We start from the raw sequence: 16,702 nt of genomic DNA on the forward strand, positions 1-16,702 counted from the left end.
TGCTCTCAGGCCTCCAGGGCGGCGATACCGGGGAGGGTCTTGCCCTCCAGGTACTCGAGGCTCGCGCCGCCGCCGGTCGAAATGTGTCCGAACTTGTTCTCGTCGAAGCCGAGGGTGCGCACGGCCGCCGCCGAGTCGCCGCCGCCGACCACGGTGAAGGCTTCAGAGTCCAGCAGGGCCTGGGCCACCGCGCGGGTGCCGTCGGCGAACTGCGGGTGCTCGAAGACGCCCATCGGGCCGTTCCAGAAGACCGTCCTGGCGTCGGCCAGCTTCTCGGCGAATAGCGCGGCGGTCTTCGGGCCGATGTCCAGGCCGAGCTTGCCGGCCGGGATCGCGTCGACGTCGACGACCTCGAAGTCCTCGACGGGGGCGCCGGTCTTGAGGTCCGGGAAGCCGCCGGCGACCGCGGTGTCCACCGGAATGATGAACTCCACCCCGCTGGCCTTCGCCCGCTCCAGGTACTCCAGCGCGACCGGGATCTGGTCCTCCTGCAGCAGCGAAGCACCCACCTCGTGGCCCAGGGCCTTGAGGAAGGTGAACATCATGCCGCCGCCGATCAGGATCCGGTCGGCCTTGCCCAGCAGGTTGTCGATCACACCGACCTTGTCGGAGACCTTGGAACCGCCGAGCACCACGGCGTACGGACGCTGCACGTCCTCGGTCAGCCGCTTGAGGACGCCCAGCTCCTTCTCGATCAGCAGGCCGGCCGCGTGCGGCAGCCGGGCCGGCAGGTCGTAGACCGAGGCGTGCTTGCGGTGCACCGCGCCGAAGCCGTCGCCCACGTAGAGCTCGGCCAGCTCGGCCAGCTGGTCGGCGAAGGCGCCGCGCTCGGCGTCGTCCTTGCTGGTCTCCCCCGCGTTGAAGCGCAGGTTCTCCAGCAGCGTGACCTCGCCGTCGCCGAGGGCGGCGACGGTGGCCTTCGCGCTGTCACCCACGGTGTCGGTCGCGAACGCGACCGGCTTGCCGAGGAGCTCGCCCAGGCGCACGGCCACCGGCGCCAGCGAGAACTGCGGGTCCGGCGCGCCCTTGGGGCGGCCGAGGTGGGAGGCGACGACCACCCGGGCGCCGCGCTCCAGCAGCGCGGTGATGGTCGGCGCGACGGCACGGATCCGGCCGTCGTCGGTGATCGTGGTGCCGTTCAGCGGCACATTGAGGTCGGCGCGGACGAACACCCGCTTGCCGGACACGTCGAGGTCGTCGATGGTCTTCACGGTCTTCGATCTCCTGGGGAAGGGGTGGCGCTGCACAGGCGGCGCAGCACCGAGCCGCACCGCCGGAGCGGGCGGAACAGCGGTGAGGGTGGGCAGGGACCGGGCCCGGAGGCGGCAGGTGCCGCCGTCCGGGCCCGGTCCGTTCACATCACATGCTCCCGCAGGGTCAGAGCTGCTCACCCACCAGGGTGGTCAGGTTGACCAGGCGGTTCGAGTAGCCCCACTCGTTGTCGTACCAGCCGAACACCTTGACCTGGTTGCCCTGAACCATGGTCAGCAGGGAGTCGAAGATGGTGGAGAACGGCGAGTTCACGATGTCGGAGGAGACGATCGGGTCCTCGGTGTACTGCAGGATGCCCTTGAGGCTGCCCTCGGAGGCCTTCTGGAAGGCCGCGTTGACCTCCTCGACGGTCACGTCCCGCTCCAGGGTGACCACCAGGTCGGTGATCGAACCGGTCGGCACCGGAACGCGCAGCGAGGTGCCGTCCAGCTTGCCCTTCAGCTCCGGCAGCACCAGCGCGGTGGCCTTGGCGGCACCGGTGGAGGTCGGAATGATGTTGAGGGCGGCGGCCCGGGCGCGGCGCAGGTCCTTGTGCGGGAAGTCCAGCGTGACCTGGTCGTTGGTGTAGGCGTGCACCGTGGTCATCAGACCCTTGACGATGCCGAAGCTCTCGTTCAGCACCTTGGCCAGCGGCGCCACGCAGTTGGTGGTGCAGGAGGCGTTGGAGATGACGTTGTGCTTGGCAGGGTCGTACTTGTCGTCGTTGACACCCATGACGATGGTGACGTCTTCGTCGGTCGCCGGGGCGGAGATGATGACCTTCTTGGCGCCGGCAGCGAGGTGCTTCTTCGCCGCCTCTGCCTTGGTGAAGATACCGGTCGACTCGATCACGATGTCCACGCCCAGCTCGCCCCAGGGGAGGTTCGCGGGGTCGCGCTCGGCCAGCACCTTGAAGGTGTGGCCGTCGACGGTGATGGAGTCGGCGGTGTGGGTGACCTCCCCATTGAGGGTACCCAGGATGGAGTCGTACTTGAGCAGGTGAGCCAGGGTCTTGGTGTCGGTCAGATCGTTGACACCGATGATCTCGATGTCCGCGCCCTGAGCCTTGACCGCGCGGAAGAAGTTGCGACCGATGCGGCCGAAACCGTTGATGCCTACCCGGATCGTCACTTACCGATCTCCTTTAGGTACGCCGGATTGACCCGACGGGGGGTTTGAAATGGGTTGTCCCCGACCACCCATGACCCTACCCCCCTGACGCCGCACAGGCACATCCCCTGTGGCCTACGCCATGTCGTGGCGTACTTGCGGCCAATCTTCGATGTGACGTAAAGGGCCCGGCGTGACGCACCGGGGTTTGCGGTGCGTCGCGCCGGGCCCATGGCCGCGCGGTCGGGCGGGCTCAGCTGAGCGCCATCTCCTCGGTGAGGCTCGCCTCCGTGCCGGGCAGGCCGAGCTCCATCGCCCGCTTGTCGGCCATCGCCAGCAGTCGGCGGATCCGACCGGCCACCGCGTCCTTGGTCAGCGGCGGGTCGGCGAGCGCGCCCAGCTCCTCCAGCGAGGCCTGCTTGTGCTGCATCCGCAGCTGGCCGGCCGCGGCCAGGTGCTCGGGCACCTCCTCGCCGAGGATCTCCAGGGCCCTGGACACCCGGGCGCCGGCCGCCACCGCGGCCCGGGCCGAGCGGCGCAGGTTGGCGTCGTCGAAGTTGGCCAGCCGGTTGGCGGTGGCCCGCACCTCGCGGCGCAGCCGGCGCTCCTCCCAGGCCAGCACCGACTCGTGGGCACCGAGCCGGGTGAGCAGCGCGCCGATCGCGTCGCCGTCCCGGATCACCACCCGGTCGGCGCCGCGCACCTCGCGGGCTTTGGCCGGAATGCCCAGCCGGCGGGCCGCGCCGACCAGGGCGAGCGCGGCCTCGGAGCCGGGGCAGGTGATCTCCAGCGAGGAGGACCGGCCCGGCTCGGTGAGCGAGCCGTGGGCCAGGAAGGCGCCGCGCCAGGCCGCCTCGGCGTCGCAGGTGGCGCCGGAGACCACCGCCGGGGGCAGCCCCCGGATCGGGCGGCCGCGCCCGTCCACCAGCCCGGTCTGCCGGGCCAGCAACTCACCGTCCTTGATCACCCGGACCACGTACCGGCTGCCGCGCCGCAGACCGCTGGGAGCCATCACCACCAGTTCGGAGGCGTGACCGAAGATCTCCAGCAGGTCCTTGCGCAGCCGTCGCGCCGCAATGCCGGTGTCCAGCTCCGCCTCGATCACGATCCGACCGCTCACAATGTGCAGTCCGCCCGCGAATCGCAGGATCGCCGACACCTCAGCCTTGCGACAGCAGGCCCGGGTGACGGGGAGCCGGCTGATTTCGTCCTTCACCGCTGCCGTCATCGCCATGGGCCGATCCTTCCATGTGTCCGGAAAATCCGGTCGTACGCGGCAGCCAGAAGCTCCGGGTCGTGTCGCGGGCTGCCGTCCTTGGCTGCCACCGTGTCCAGCACCAGGGCCGCGCCCATCCGCTCGGCCGCCCGGTGCAGGCCGGTCAGGTCGGCCACGCCGAAGGCGCCGCCGGTGACCGCGCGCTCGTCCACCAGGATCGCATCCACGTCGAGGTCCGGGGCGTGGTCGGCGATCACGTCCAGGTGGCGCTGCGGGGTGAAGCCCTCGGTCTCGCCGGGCTGCGGGGCCAGGTTGAGGCAGAGCAGCCGCCGGGCCTTGGTCTCCACCAGGGCCTTGGCCAGCTCGGGCACCAGCAGGTGCGGCAGCACGCTGGTGAACCAGGAGCCGGGCCCGAGCACCACCCAGTCCGCCTCCAGCACCGCGGCCACCGCCTCGGGCACCGCCGGCGGCTCCTTGGGCAGCAGCCGCACCGACTGCACGGTGCCCGGGGTGATCGCCACGCTGGCCTGGCCGCGCACGGCGGAGACCACGGCCGGGTGCGCCGGGTCGTGGCCGCGCACCTGGGCCTCGATGTCCAGCGGGACCGCCGACATCGGCAGCACCCGACCCTGCACGTTGAGCAGCCGGCCGACCCACTCCAGCGCCGCCACCGGGTCGCCGAGCTTCTCCCACAGCGCCACGATCAGCAGGTTGCCGACCGCGTGGCCGCCCAGCTCGCCGGTGCCGGTGAAGCGCTGCTGGATCACCTCGGACCAGGTGCGGCCCCAGTCGTCGTCGCCGCAGAGCGCCGCCAGGGCCTTGCGCAGGTCGCCGGGCGGCAGCACGCCCAGCTCGGTGCGGAGCCGGCCGCTGGAGCCGCCGTCGTCGGCGACGGTGACCACGGCGGTCAGGTCGGAGGTGAGGCGGCGCAGCGCGGAGAGCGACGCGGACAGGCCCTGTCCGCCGCCGAGGGCCGTGATCCGCGGCGCGGTGCCAGCTCGGGAGCCTCGTGACGGGGAGCCCCGCTCGGCGGCCTTGTGCTGGTGCTGCTGCCGCCCTGGCGAGTATCCCGTCACACCTACCCCACGATCCTGTCCTTCGGCGGGCTCTCGGCCCGCCGCTACTCCCGTCCCATGTCGCGGTGCACCAGTACCGTCTCCACGCCGTCCGCGATCAGACGCTTCGTCAATCGCTCCGACATCGCGACGCTGCGATGCTTGCCACCGGTGCAGCCTACGGCAAGCGTCATGTACCGCTTACCCTCGCGACGGTAACCCTCGGTGACAATCCGCAGGAGCTCGGCGTAGCCGTCGAGGAACTCCTTGGCACCGGGCTGCTGGAACACGTACTCGGCCACCTCGGTGTCGGTGCCGGTGCGGGGCCGCAGCTCGGGCACCCAGTGCGGGTTCGGCAGGAAGCGGCAGTCGACCACCAGGTCGGCGTCGACCGGCAGGCCGTACTTGAAGCCGAAACTCATCACGGTGCAGCGCAGTTCGGGCTCGTCGTGGTCGGCGAACTGGGCGTCCAGCTTGGCCCGCAGCTGGTGCACGTTGAGGTCGGTGGTGTCGATCACCAGGTCGGCCTCGCCGCGCAGTTCGCGCAGCAGGTCGCGCTCCTGCGCGATGCCGTCGACGATCCGGCCGTCGCCCTGCAGCGGGTGCGGCCGGCGCACGCTCTCGAAGCGGCGCACCAGCGCCTCGTCGCTCGACTCCAGGTAGACCACCCGCAGCCGGATCCCGCGCTTCTCCAGGTCCTCCAGGGAGGCCCGCAGATCGTCGAAGAACTGCCGGCCGCGGACGTCGATCACCACGCCGATCCGGGCCACCGCGCCCTGCGAGCGGGCGCCGAGGTCGACCATGGTGGGAATGAGCGCCGGCGGCAGGTTGTCGACCACGAACCAGCCGAGGTCCTCCAGGCACTTGGCCGCGGTGCTGCGGCCGGCTCCGGACATGCCGGAGATGATCACCAGCTCCGGTGCGGTCTCATCCGCGGCCCCCTGCGGCCGGGTGGTACCCCCGTCATCGGACACTGTCACTTCGGTTCCCCGCTCTCGGTACTCGCCAGGCTCTCGTCGGTCGTGCCCCCGGGCACGGCGTCCTCCATGATCTCGCCCGTGGCGGTGTTCACGGCGAATGCCGCGGGTGTCCGGGAGGACAACGCCGTGACAACAGTTTCGGCGGTCCGGCGCCCGATCCCCGGGACCTCGCAGATCTCCTCGACCGTGGCGGCGCGCAGCTTCTTCAGCGAGCCGAAGTGCTTGAGCAGCGCGGTGCGGCGGGTCTGGCCGAGGCCGGGCACCGCGTCCAGGCCGCCGGTGGTCAGCCGCTTGGTGCGCTTGGAGCGCTGGTAGGAGATGGCGAACCGGTGCGCCTCGTCGCGGACCCGCTGCAGCAGGTAGAGGCCCTCGCTGCTGCGCGGCAGCACCACCGGGTCGTCCTCGCCGGGCAGCCAGACCTCCTCCAGGCGCTTGGCCAGGCCGCACAACGCGACGTCGTCGATACCCAGTTCGTCAAGCGCGCGCTGGGCGGCTGCCACCTGGGGCTGACCGCCGTCGACCACCAGCAGCTGGGGCGGGTAGGCGAAGCGCTTGGGGCGGCCGTCGTCGGTGCGGGGGCCGTCGGTCTCGTCGGAGTCCTCGGGGACGGCCCATTCGCCGGTCTGCTCGCGCTCCTGGAGGTAGCGGCGGAACCGGCGGCTGATCACCTCGTGCATCGAGCGGACGTCGTCCTGGCCCTCGAAGCCCTTGATCTGGAAGCGGCGGTACTCGCCCTTGCGGGCCAGGCCGTCCTCGAAGACCACCATGGAGGCGACCACGTCCTCCCCCTGCAGGTGGGAGATGTCGAAGCACTCGATCCGCAGCGGGACGCTGTCCAACTCCAGTGCGTCGGCGATCTCCTGCAGGGCCCGGCTGCGGGTGGTCAGGTCGGAGGCCCGCTTGGTCTTGTGAAGTGCCAGCGCCTGCTGGGCGTTGCGCTCCACGGTGGCCATCAGGTCCTTCTTGTCGCCGCGTTGCGGCACCCGCAGGTCAACCTGGGCCCCCCGCAGGCCGCTCAGCCACTCCTGCGCCGGCCCGACCGGCTCGGGCAGTGCGGGCACCAGCACCTCGCGCGGCACCGACTCGCTGCCGCTGCCGTAGAGCTGCTGGAGCGCGTGCTCCACCAGCGCGGCGGTGTCCACGTCCTCGACCTTGTCGGTGACCCAGCCGCGCTGGCCGCGCACCCGGCCGCCGCGGACGTGGAAGATCTGCACGGCCGCCTCCAACTCGTCCTCGGCGAGGGCGAGCAGGTCGGCGTCGGTGCCGTCGGCCAGCACCACCGCGTTCTTCTCCATCGCGCGCTTGAGCGCCTCGATGTCGTCGCGCAGCCGGGCCGCCTTCTCGTACTCCAGCTCGGCGGCGGCCTCGCCCATCTGCTCTTCCAGCCGGCGCAGGTAGTTGCCGGTGCGCCCGGCCATGAAGTCGCAGAACTCCTCGGCCAGCTCCCGGTGCTCGGCCGCCGAGACCTTGCCGACGCAGGGCGCGGCGCACTTGCCGATGTAGCCGAGCAGGCAGGGGCGGCCGACCTGCTGGGCGCGCTTGAAGACGCCGTTGGAGCAGGTGCGGACCGGGAAGACCCGCAGCAGCAGGTCGACCGTCTCCCGGATCGCCCAGGCGTGCCCGTACGGACCGAAGTAGCGCACGCCCTTCTTGTGCGCCCCGCGCATCACCTGGACCCGGGGGAACTCCTCGTTGAGGGTGACCGCGAGCTCGGGGTAGCTCTTGTCATCGCGGTACTTGACGTTGAACCGGGGGTCGAACTCCTTGATCCAGGAGTACTCCAGCTGCAGCGCCTCGACCTCGGTGCCGACCACGGTCCACTCCACCGAGGCGGCGGTGGTGACCATGGTGGCGGTGCGCGGGTGCAGGTTGGCCAGGTCCTGGAAGTAGGAGGAGAGCCGCGGGCGCAGGCTCTTGGCCTTGCCGACGTAGATCACCCGGCCGTGCTCGTCCCGGAACCGGTAGACCCCTGGGGAGGTCGGGATCGCGCCGGGTGCCGGGCGGTAGGTGGACGGGTCAGCCATGCGGTTCGGTCCCCCTCATACGTGTCGACAGTCGAAACCCTAGCTCTAGCTGGGAGTGACCGTGAGCTGCCCGTTGTCCACGGTCACCGGGTAGCCGGGCAGCGGCTTGGGCGCCGGGCCGTCGGTCACCGAGCCGTCCGCGATGGCGAAGCGGCTGCCGTGGCACGGGCACTGGATGGTGCCGCTCGCCACCTGGTCGACGACGCAGCCGGCGTGGGTGCAGCGGGCGCTGAACGCCTTGTACTGGCCCGCGGTCGGCTGGGTCACCACGATCCGCTGCTCCCGGAACACCTTGCCGCCGCCGACCGGCACCGCCGAGGCCGGGCCGAGCTGGACCGGGGCGGCGGACTTCTGGCCGGAGGAGGCCGAGTTGTCGGCCGAGCTCGCCGAGCTGGAGCAGCCGGCCACCGCGAGCGCGGAGCCCCCGGCCAGGACCGCGGCCCCGCAGCAGAGCAGGGTGCGGCGGGAGGTGACGGGCGAATCGGGCATGTCGGACACGTGGTGCTCCTGAAGGGGAGGGCCGGGGGAACGGCCGCAGTCTAGCTCCGCTCCCCCAGCCCTCCCGGGCTGCTTGCTACTTCTTGACCGCGGCCTACTTCTTGACCGCGGCACGCTTGCGGGCCGAGCGCGGTGCCGGAACCGGCGCCTCGTCGGTGACCCGGTCGCCCAGGATGTCGCGGAGGAACTTGCCGGTGTGGCTGTCCGTCACCTGGGCGACCTCCTCCGGGGTGCCCTCGGCGACCACGGTGCCGCCGCCGCTGCCGCCCTCGGGGCCCATGTCCACGATCCAGTCGGCGGTCTTGATCACATCGAGGTTGTGCTCGATGACGATCACCGTGTTGCCCTTCTCGACCAGACCGGTGAGCACCTTGATCAGCTTGCTGATGTCCTCGAAGTGCAGGCCGGTGGTCGGCTCGTCCAGCACGTAGACGGTGCGACCGGTGGAGCGCTTCTGCAGCTCGGAGGCGAGCTTGACGCGCTGCGCCTCACCGCCGGAGAGGGTCGGCGCGCTCTGGCCGAGCCGGACGTAGCCCAGGCCGACGTCGGTCAGCGTCCTGAGGTGGCGGGCGATCGCCGGGACCGCCTCGAAGAAGTGCAGCGCCTCCTCGATCGGCATGTCCAGCACCTCGGCGATGGACTTGCCCTTGTAGTGCACCTCCAGGGTCTCCCGGTTGTACCGGGCGCCGTGGCAGACCTCGCAGGGCACGTAGACGTCCGGCAGGAAGTTCATCTCGATCTTGATGGTGCCGTCGCCGGAGCAGTTCTCGCAGCGGCCGCCCTTGACGTTGAACGAGAAGCGGCCCTGCAGGTAGCCGCGCACCTTGGCTTCGGTGGTCTCCGCGAAGAGCTTGCGGACGTGGTCGAAGACGCCGGTGTAGGTGGCCGGGTTGGACCGCGGGGTGCGGCCGATCGGCGACTGGTCGACGTGCACCACCTTGTCCACCAGGTCGGTGCCGGTGACCCGGGTGTGCCGGCCCGGCACGGTGCGGGCGCCGTTGAGCTCGCGGGCCAGGTGGGTGTAGAGGATGTCGTTGACCAGGGTGGACTTGCCCGATCCGGACACCCCGGTGATCGCGGTGAAGGTGCCGAGCGGGAAGCCGACCGAGATGTCCTTCAGGTTGTTCTCGCGGGCGCCGTGCACCGTGATCTGGCGCTTCTTGTCCCGCGGGCGGCGGACCTGCGGCAGCGGGATCGAGCGCTTGCCGGAGAGGTACTGACCGGTCAGCGACTCCTGGTTGTCCAGCAGCTCCTTCAGCGCGCCGGAGTGCACCACCTTGCCGCCGTGCTCACCCGCGCCCGGGCCGATGTCGACCACCCAGTCGGCGGTCTTGATGGTGTCCTCGTCGTGCTCGACCACGATCAGGGTGTTGCCGATGTCGCGCAGCCGCACCAGGGTCTCGATCAGCCGGTGGTTGTCCCGCTGGTGCAGGCCGATCGACGGCTCGTCCAGCACGTAGAGCACGCCGACCAGGCCGGAGCCGATCTGGGTGGCCAGCCGGATCCGCTGCGCCTCGCCACCGGAGAGGGTGCCGGCCGCGCGGTTGAGCGAGAGGTAGTCCAGGCCGACGTCGACCAGGAACCGCAGCCGCTCGTTGACCTCCTTCAGCACCCGCTCGGCGATCTTCTTGTCACGGGCCGTCAGCTTCATCGCGCCGAGGAACTCGGCGCAGTCGCTGATCGACATCGCCGAGACCTCGGCGATCGACTTGCCCTGCACGGTGACCGCGAGCACCACCGGCTTGAGCCGGGTGCCCTCGCAGGTGGGGCAGGGCACCTCGCGCATGTAGCCCTCGAAGCGCTCCCGGCTGCTGTCGGTCTCGGCCTCGCTGTGCCGGCGCTGGACGAACGGGATCGCGCCCTCGAAGCCGGTGACGTAGGAACGCTCGCGCCCGTAGCGGTTGTTGTAGCGGACCTCGACCTTGGCCTTGTGCCCGTAGAGCAGCGCCTTCTTGGCGCGGGCCGGCAGCCCGGCCCAGGGGATGTCGGTGCGGAAGCCCAACTCGGCGGCCAGCGCGCCGATCAGGCGGCCGAAGTACTCCCGCATGTGGCCGCCGGACCAGGGATGGATGGCGCCCTCGTCCAGCGACTTCTCCTCGTCCGGCACCACCAGCTCCGGATCCACCTCCATCCGGCTGCCCAGGCCCGTGCACTCCGGGCAGGCGCCGAACGGCGAGTTGAAGGAGAACGAGCGCGGCTCCAACTCCTCGAAGGAGACGTCGTCGTACGGGCAGTAGAGGTGCTCGGAGTACATCTTCTCGCGCTCCGGGTCCTCGGCGTCGAGGTCCACGAAGTCGAGCACCACCATGCCGCCGGAGAGCTTGAGCGCCGTCTCGACCGAGTCGGTCAGCCGGCGCTTGGCGCTGTCCTTGACGGTGAGGCGGTCGATCACCACCTCGATGGTGTGCTTCTCCTGCTTCTTGAGCTTGGGCGGCTCGACGAGCTGGACGGTCTCGCCGTCCACCCGGGCCCGGGCGTAGCCCTTGGACTGCAGGTCGGCGAAGAGGTCGACGAACTCGCCCTTGCGCTCCCGGACCACCGGGCTGAGCACCTGGAACCGGGTGCCCTCGGCGAGCTTCAGCACCTGGTCCACGATCGCCTGCGGGGACTGCTTGGCGATCGGGCGGCCGCAGTGCGGGCAGTGCGGCTTGCCGACCCGGGCGAAGAGCAGGCGCAGGTAGTCGTACACCTCGGTGATGGTGCCGACGGTGGAGCGCGGGTTGCGGTTGGTGGACTTCTGATCGATCGAGACGGCCGGGGAGAGGCCCTCGATGAAGTCGACGTCGGGCTTGTCCATCTGGCCCAGGAACTGCCGGGCGTAGGAGGACAGCGACTCGACGTAGCGGCGCTGGCCCTCGGCGAAGATCGTGTCGAACGCCAGCGAGGACTTGCCCGAACCGGAGAGACCGGTGAAAACGATCAGCGAGTCCCGGGGCAGGTCGAGCGAGACGTTCTTCAGGTTGTGCTCGCGAGCACCGCGGACGATGAGGCGGTCGGCCACTGGTTCTGGCGCCTTTCTCCGGGTCGGGCAGAACATCGGTCTTATTCAGTGTCGCCGACCAGCATATAGCTCAGGCGTTCGAATACCGGCGCTGTCCAGCCGGGTCCACCCGAATGAGTGAAGCGGATCGCACTGACAATCGAGTCCTGCTCCGGAAAGCCGCTGCTCACCGCCCCGGGCGGCGATAGCCTCGCCGTGCAGAACAACGACCGGACCCCTGTCAAGGCAACGCGGAGGCTCCCACCCCATGACCCAGCAACTCGCCCCGGCCGATCTCGCCGCCGCCACCCTGCGCGACGTCGCCGAGAGCACCGAACGGCTGCTGCGCACCGTCGTCGAGCTGACCCCGGAGGCGGTCGCCGAGCCGTCCGGGCTGCCCGGCTGGACCCGCGGCCATGTGCTGGCCCACATCGCCCGCAACGCCGACTCCCTGGTCAACCTGCTGGAGACCGCCCGCACCGGCGTGGAGATCCCGCAGTACGCCAGCGAGAGCGCCCGCGAGGAGGCCATCCAGCAGGGCGCGCCGCGGCCGCCGGCCGAGCAGCTGGCCGATCTGGAGGCCAGCGCCGAGCGGCTGGCCCAGGCGGCCGCCGCGCTCTCCCCGGAGCACTGGGCGGTGCAGCTGAAGCACCGGCTCGGCTACGTCTTCCCGGCCTACGAGGTGCCCGCCAAGCGCCTCGGCGAGCTGGAGTACCACCACGTCGACCTGCTGGCCGACTACACCCCGGCGCACTGGCCGGCCGGGTTCGCCGTCGACCAGTTCGACTTGCTGGCCCAGAAGTTCTCCGTCCCCGGGCTGCCCGCCGTCGCGCTGATCTGCGACGACATCGAACACCGCGCGGTGATCGGCGACGGGCCGGTCACGCTGACGGCCGAGGGCCCGGTCCGCGCCCTGGCCGCCTGGCTCTCCGGCCGCTCCGACGGCGACGGGCTGCAGGTCCGCGAGGACGGCGGCCCGCTGATCGACCACACGGCGCTGCCCGCACTCCCGCCGATGGGCTGACGCACCATCATGGTGCCTGTCCCTTCACAGTGAGGAGCAACCCTTGAGCTACCACGGAGCCGTGACGGTCGGCGGTCGGCCGGATGTCCGGGAACTCGCCCACCTGATGATCACCAAGGTCGCGGTCGGCCCGTACGACAACAACGCCTATCTGCTGCGCTGCCGGGCCACCGACGAGCAGCTGCTCATCGACGCGGCGGCCGACGCGCCGACCCTGCTGGAGACCGTCGGCGACCGGCTGGCCACGGTCGTCACCACGCACCGCCACCAGGACCACTGGAACGCGCTGGCCGAGGTGGTCGCCGCCACCCGGGCCCGGACCGCGGCCGGCCGGTTCGACGCCGAGGGCATCCCGGTCCACACCGACCTGCTGCTGGCGGACGGCGACACCCTCGAGGTCGGCCGGTGCCGGCTGACCGTGCGCCACTTGGTCGGCCACACGCCCGGCGCGATCGTGCTGATCTACGACGACCCGGAGGGGCACCCGCACGTCTTCACCGGCGACTGCCTCTTCCCGGGCGGGGTCGGCAACACCTGGAACGACCCGGAGGCCTTCGACAGCCTCTACCGGGACGTCACCACCAAGCTGTTCGACGTGCTGCCGGACGAGTCCTGGGTGTACCCGGGGCACGGCAAGGACACCACCCTGGGCGCCGAGCGCCCGCACCTGGCCGAGTGGCGCGAGCGCGGCTGGTGATCCGCCTCAGCCGGTCGCCCGGGAGCGCCGGGAGACCCAGAGGCTGCTCGCCGTGGTCGCCACCAGCACCGCGGCGATGAAGCCCAGCGAGAGCGGGATGCCGATCTGCGGAACGTGCACCCCGCTCTCGTGCAGCGCGTGCAGCACCAGCTTGACGCCGACGAAGCCGAGGATCAGCGCCAGGCCGTAGCCGAGGTGGACCAGCCGGCCCAGCATGCCGCCGAGCAGGAAGTAGAGCTGGCGCAGGCCCATCAGCGCGAAGGCGTTGGCGGTCAGCACGATGTAGGCGCTCTGGGTCAGGCCGAAGATCGCCGGGATCGAGTCCAGCGCGAACAGCAGGTCGGTGGTGCCGATCGCGAGCATCACCACGGCCGACTTGGAGACCGACGGGAACCGCTTGCGGATCGCGACCAGCATCCGGTTCTCGTGGAACTCCTCGTCCTCCGGGCGGCCGGCCCGCGCCTCGGCGAACAGCTTCCAGGCGGTCCACAGCAGGAACGCGCCGAACAGGTAGAAGACCCAGGAGAAGGCGGCGATCAGGGCGGCGCCGAGGGCGATGAAGATCGCCCGCAGCACCAGGGCGATGATCACGCCGACGCTCAGCACCCGGGACTGCTCCCGGGCCGGCACCGCGAACTTCTTCATGATCAGCAGGAAGACGAAGAGGTTGTCGACGCTCAGCGACTTCTCGGTCAGGTAGCCGGCGAAGAACTCCCCGGCCGGCTTGGCCCCGCTGTGCCACCACAGGAACAGGCCGAAGAGCGCCGCCAGCGCGATCCAGACCCCGGTCCAGATCCCGGCCTCCTTCATGGAGACCACGTGCGGTCGGCGGGCGTTGATGATGAAGTCGGCGGCGATCAGAACCACCAGGACGGCCACGGTACTGGCCCACAAGGCGACGGATACGTCCACGAGAGCTGCTCCTCCGGCAATGACGAGTCTGCCGGAGGTCTCCTCCGCCCGCGCGCGCCACGCGGACCGGTGCACCCGGGCGGACCGGTCGACGGCCGCCGTGCTGACGGGAACACCGCAGGGAGTACTCCCCTCCGATTGCCAAGGAGAGTACCAGGAAAGACCAAGAGAAGGTAAAGAGGAGCGGTCAGAGGCCGTGCCGGCTCACAGGAACGGCTCGATGGCCGGCAGCAGGTCCTGGAAGGTGCGGGCCTTGGCCGGGGCGCCGATCGCCTGCATGCCCCAGCCGCCGTTCGGCTCCCGGAACACCTTCGCCATGATCTGGCCGGTGTGCACACCGCCGCCGGTCAGCTCGTAGCGGGCCAGCTCCTGGCCGTTCGCCTCGTCGACCAGTCGGCAGTGCGCGTTCTGCACCTCGGCGAAGGTCTGCCCGGTGTACGAGCTGACGGTGAACACCACCTGGGTGATCTGGGCCGGGATCCGGGTCAGATCCACCACGATCGACTCGTCGTCGCCCCCCGAACCGACCCCGCCGACCAGGTTGTCACCGGTGTGCCGGACCGAGCCGTCCTTGCTCACCAGCTGCTGGAAGAAGACCACGTCCTTCGGGGTGTGCTCGGCGTAGAGCAGCGCCGAGGCATCCAGGTCGATCTGCCTGGTGCGGCTGCCGAACAGCCCCCGCTTGGGCGCCGCCCGCCAGCCCAGGCCCATCCGGACCAGGCTGAGCGTCTCACCGCTCGACTTCCGCAAACTCACTTGCTGACCCTTGGTCAGACTCACCGACACAGTGCGGCCCCCCTCTTCCTTCTCATGCTCCTTTCACCCTAAGCCCGGGCGCCGGGCACCCACCAGGCCGTCAGGCGATGCCCGCCTCCCGCATCTGCCGCAGCTCCTTCTTCAGCTCCTTGACCTCGTCACGCAGCCGGGCGGCCACCTCGAACTGCAGCGAGGCGGCGGCGCCGTGCATCCGCTCCGTCATGTCCTGGATCAGCTGGGCCAGTTCGGCGGCGGGCAGGCTGCTCGGCTCCTTGCGGTCGGCGCCCAGCGCGGGCACCGGGGCCTTCTTCGCCTTGCCGGCGTCCCGGTAGCCGGTGGCCATCAGCTCCTCGGTGTCGATCTCCTCCCGGGCCAGCGTGTCCAGGATGTCGCCGATCTTCTTGCGCAGCGGCTGCGGGTCGATGCCGTGCTTCAGGTTGTAGGCCTGCTGGACCTCGCGGCGGCGGTTGGTCTCCTCGATCGCCTTCTCCATCGAGGGGGTGATCCGGTCGGCGTACATGTGGACCTGGCCGGAGACGTTACGGGCGGCGCGGCCGATGGTCTGGATCAGCGAGGTGCCGGAGCGCAGGAAGCCCTCCTTGTCCGCGTCCAGGATCGCCACCAGGGACACCTCGGGCAGGTCCAGGCCCTCGCGGAGCAGGTTGATGCCGACCAGCACGTCGTACTTGCCGGCCCGCAGCTCGCGCAGCAGCTCCACCCGGCGCAGCGTGTCGATGTCGCTGTGCAGGTAGCGCACCCGGATGTCGAGGCCGAGCAGGTAGTCGGTGAGGTCCTCGGACATCTTCTTGGTGAGCGTGGTGACCAGCACCCGCTCGTCCTTCTCCACCCGGGCCCGGATCTCGTGCACCAGGTCGTCGATCTGGCCCTCGGTCGGCTTGACGATCACCTCGGGGTCGATCAGGCCGGTCGGGCGGATGATCTGCTCCACCTGGCCGTCGCCCCGGGACAGCTCGTACGGGCCGGGGTGGCCGACAGGTAGACGGTCTGGCCGATCCGCTCCAGGAACTCCTCCCACTTCAGCGGGCGGTTGTCCAGCGCGGAGGGCAGCCGGAAGCCGTGGTCCACCAGGGTGCGCTTGCGGGAGGCGTCGCCCTCGTACATCGCGCCGATCTGCGGGACCGTCACATGGGACTCGTCGATCACCAGGAGGAAGTCCTCCGGGAAGTAGTCGAGCAGGGTGTTCGGCGGGGAGCCGGGCTCGCGGCCGTCGAAGTGCATCGAGTAGTTCTCCACGCCGGAGCAGGTGCCGATCTGACGGAGCATCTCGATGTCGTACGTGGTGCGCATCCGCAGCCGCTGGGCCTCCAGCAGCTTGCCCTGCTTCTCCAGCAGGGCGAGCCGCTCGACCAGCTCGGCCTCGATGCCGTTGATCGCCCGCTCCATCCGCTCCGGGCCGGCCACGTAGTGGGAGGCGGGGAAGACGTAGACGGAGTCGTCCTGGCTGATGATCTCGCCGGTGAGCGGGTGCAGCGTGTAGAGCGCCTCGATCTCGTCGCCGAACATCTCGATCCGGACCGCGAGCTCCTCGTAGACCGGGAAGATCTCGATGGTGTCGCCGCGCACCCGGAAGGTGCCCCGGGTGAAGGCCAGGTCGTTGCGGGTGTACTGGATGTCGACGAAGCGGCGCAGCAGCGCGTCCCGGTCGACCTCGTCGCCGACCTTGAGCGAGACCATCCGGTCCACGTACTCCTGCGGGGTACCGAGGCCGTAGATGCACGAGACCGAGGCGACCACCACCACGTCCCGCCGGGTGAGCAGCGAGTTGGTGGCGGAATGCCGCAGCCGCTCGACCTCCTCGTTGATCGAGGAGTCCTTCTCGATGTAGGTGTCGGTCTGCGGGACGTACGCCTCGGGCTGGTAGTAGTCGTAGTACGAGACGAAGTACTCGACCGCGTTGTTGGGGAGCAGCTCGCGGAACTCGTTGGCCAGCTGGGCGGCCAGCGTCTTGTTCGGCGCCATCACCAGGGTGGGCCGCTGGAGCTTCTCGATCATCCACGCCGTGGTGGCCGACTTGCCGGTGCCGGTCGCGCCGAGCAGGACGACGTCCTTCTCACCCGCGCGGATCCGGCGCTCCAACTCGGCGATGGCCGCCGGCTGGTCGCCGTTGGGCTGGTAGGGGCTGACGACCTCGAAGGGCGCCGTGGTCCGCTCAATGCTCGTGATGGGTCGCACGTTCCC

Annotated in this window: 12 protein-coding genes and 1 pseudogene; 2 read left to right on the top strand and 11 right to left on the bottom strand. The window is 70.3% G+C overall.

What is annotated here, in order from left to right; translation table 11 throughout:
• Positions 1 to 5: 5 nt before the first annotated feature.
• From E6W39_RS41545 to uvrA, 8 genes are all read right to left on the bottom strand, one after another.
• Complete coding sequence (locus tag E6W39_RS41545) at positions 6 to 1,211, bottom strand: phosphoglycerate kinase (RefSeq protein WP_141633788.1); 1,206 nt, start codon at positions 1,209 to 1,211, stop codon at positions 6 to 8.
• Between the two features lie 166 nt (positions 1,212 to 1,377).
• Complete coding sequence (gap, locus tag E6W39_RS13685; protein WP_141633789.1) at positions 1,378 to 2,382, bottom strand: type I glyceraldehyde-3-phosphate dehydrogenase; 1,005 nt, start codon at positions 2,380 to 2,382, stop codon at positions 1,378 to 1,380.
• Between the two features lie 232 nt (positions 2,383 to 2,614).
• Positions 2,615 to 3,595 carry a DNA-binding protein WhiA gene (gene whiA / locus E6W39_RS13690; protein ID WP_141633790.1) on the bottom strand — a complete coding sequence of 327 codons (981 nt, stop codon included), beginning with the start codon at positions 3,593 to 3,595 and terminating at the stop codon, positions 2,615 to 2,617.
• Positions 3,586 to 4,653, bottom strand: a complete 1,068-nt coding sequence (locus tag E6W39_RS13695; RefSeq protein ID WP_141633791.1) for a gluconeogenesis factor YvcK family protein — start codon at positions 4,651 to 4,653, stop codon at positions 3,586 to 3,588. The genes whiA and E6W39_RS13695 overlap by 10 nt, the downstream gene beginning before the upstream one ends.
• Positions 4,654 to 4,697: 44 nt before the next feature.
• The gene (gene rapZ, locus E6W39_RS13700) at positions 4,698 to 5,612 is read right to left on the bottom strand and encodes an RNase adapter RapZ (RefSeq protein WP_228718139.1); all 915 of its coding nucleotides are present in this window, start codon (positions 5,610 to 5,612) and stop codon (positions 4,698 to 4,700) included.
• Entirely contained in the window at positions 5,609 to 7,636 is a 2,028-nt protein-coding gene (gene uvrC, locus E6W39_RS13705) for an excinuclease ABC subunit UvrC (RefSeq protein WP_141633792.1), read from the bottom strand. Before uvrC ends, rapZ begins: the two co-directional genes overlap by 4 nt.
• A 45-nt stretch (positions 7,637 to 7,681) precedes the next feature.
• Entirely contained in the window at positions 7,682 to 8,125 is a 444-nt protein-coding gene (locus tag E6W39_RS13710; protein WP_141637723.1) for a Rieske (2Fe-2S) protein, read from the bottom strand.
• Between the two features lie 103 nt (positions 8,126 to 8,228).
• On the bottom strand, positions 8,229 to 11,135 hold the full coding sequence (gene uvrA / locus E6W39_RS13715; RefSeq protein ID WP_141633793.1) for an excinuclease ABC subunit UvrA: 2,907 nt from the start codon (positions 11,133 to 11,135) through the stop codon (positions 8,229 to 8,231).
• 247 nt (positions 11,136 to 11,382) lie between these two features.
• Here uvrA and E6W39_RS13720 point away from each other — a divergent pair, with 247 nt between their 5' ends.
• Both E6W39_RS13720 and E6W39_RS13725 read left to right on the top strand, forming a co-directional pair.
• Complete coding sequence (locus E6W39_RS13720; protein WP_141633794.1) at positions 11,383 to 12,138, top strand: maleylpyruvate isomerase N-terminal domain-containing protein; 756 nt, start codon at positions 11,383 to 11,385, stop codon at positions 12,136 to 12,138.
• Positions 12,139 to 12,181: 43 nt separating this feature from the next.
• Complete coding sequence (locus E6W39_RS13725; protein WP_141633795.1) at positions 12,182 to 12,835, top strand: MBL fold metallo-hydrolase; 654 nt, start codon at positions 12,182 to 12,184, stop codon at positions 12,833 to 12,835.
• A gap of 6 nt (positions 12,836 to 12,841) precedes the next feature.
• On the opposite strand, the gene E6W39_RS13730 is transcribed toward E6W39_RS13725, so the two are convergent.
• The 3 genes and pseudogenes from E6W39_RS13730 to uvrB all read right to left on the bottom strand — a co-directional run bounded on the left by E6W39_RS13730 (position 12,842) and on the right by uvrB (position 16,696).
• Positions 12,842 to 13,747, bottom strand: coding sequence for a TerC family protein (locus tag E6W39_RS13730; protein WP_141633796.1), 906 nt, complete (start codon positions 13,745 to 13,747; stop codon positions 12,842 to 12,844).
• Positions 13,748 to 13,951: 204 nt separating this feature from the next.
• Positions 13,952 to 14,533 (bottom strand): TerD family protein, encoded by a 582-nt coding sequence (locus tag E6W39_RS13735; RefSeq protein WP_141633797.1) that lies wholly within the window; start codon positions 14,531 to 14,533, stop codon positions 13,952 to 13,954.
• A gap of 70 nt (positions 14,534 to 14,603) precedes the next feature.
• Positions 14,604 to 16,696: pseudogene (gene uvrB, locus E6W39_RS13740) on the bottom strand (excinuclease ABC subunit UvrB).
• Positions 16,697 to 16,702 lie beyond the last annotated feature (6 nt).

The sequence above is a fragment of the Kitasatospora acidiphila genome (assembly GCF_006636205.1).
GTDB classification, from domain to species: Bacteria; Actinomycetota; Actinomycetes; order Streptomycetales; family Streptomycetaceae; genus Kitasatospora; species Kitasatospora acidiphila.